General features: G+C 67.3%; 1 pseudogene. It reads right to left on the bottom strand.

Annotated elements, in window-relative coordinates:
- Positions 1 to 370: pseudogene (locus DSP71_RS23775) on the bottom strand (DNA topoisomerase IV subunit B); the annotation flags it as partial.

Raw genomic sequence — 370 nt, 5'->3', positions numbered from 1 at the left:
GACCTGACCCGCCGCACGCTCGTCCTTGACGAGGATCTCCAGGCCAGGCACCAGGAAGGCTGTCTGTCGGGCCCGGGTCTCGAGCTCGGAGAGCTGGAACGCCGCGTCCTTGGTGAAGATCTGACGGTCGGCCCAGTAGCGGACACGGGTACCGGTCACGCCCCGGGGAGCTTTGCCGATCACGCGCAACTCGCTGTTCTCCTGGAAAGGAGTGAACGGCGCATCCGGCCGCTTCTCACCGGAATCGGCGAAGATGCCGGGCTCCCCGCGGTGGAAGGACATCGCATAAGTCTTGCCGCCACGGTCGACCTCGACGTCGAGGCGCTCGGAGAGTGCATTCACCACGGAGGCGCCGACGCCGTGCAGGCCG

The organism is Microbacterium sp. H6, from assembly GCF_003314775.1.
Taxonomy (GTDB): domain Bacteria; phylum Actinomycetota; class Actinomycetes; order Actinomycetales; family Microbacteriaceae; genus Microbacterium; species Microbacterium oxydans.
Note: the sequence above shows the minus strand (reverse complement) of the source record. Positions and strands in the feature narration are given on the sequence as shown.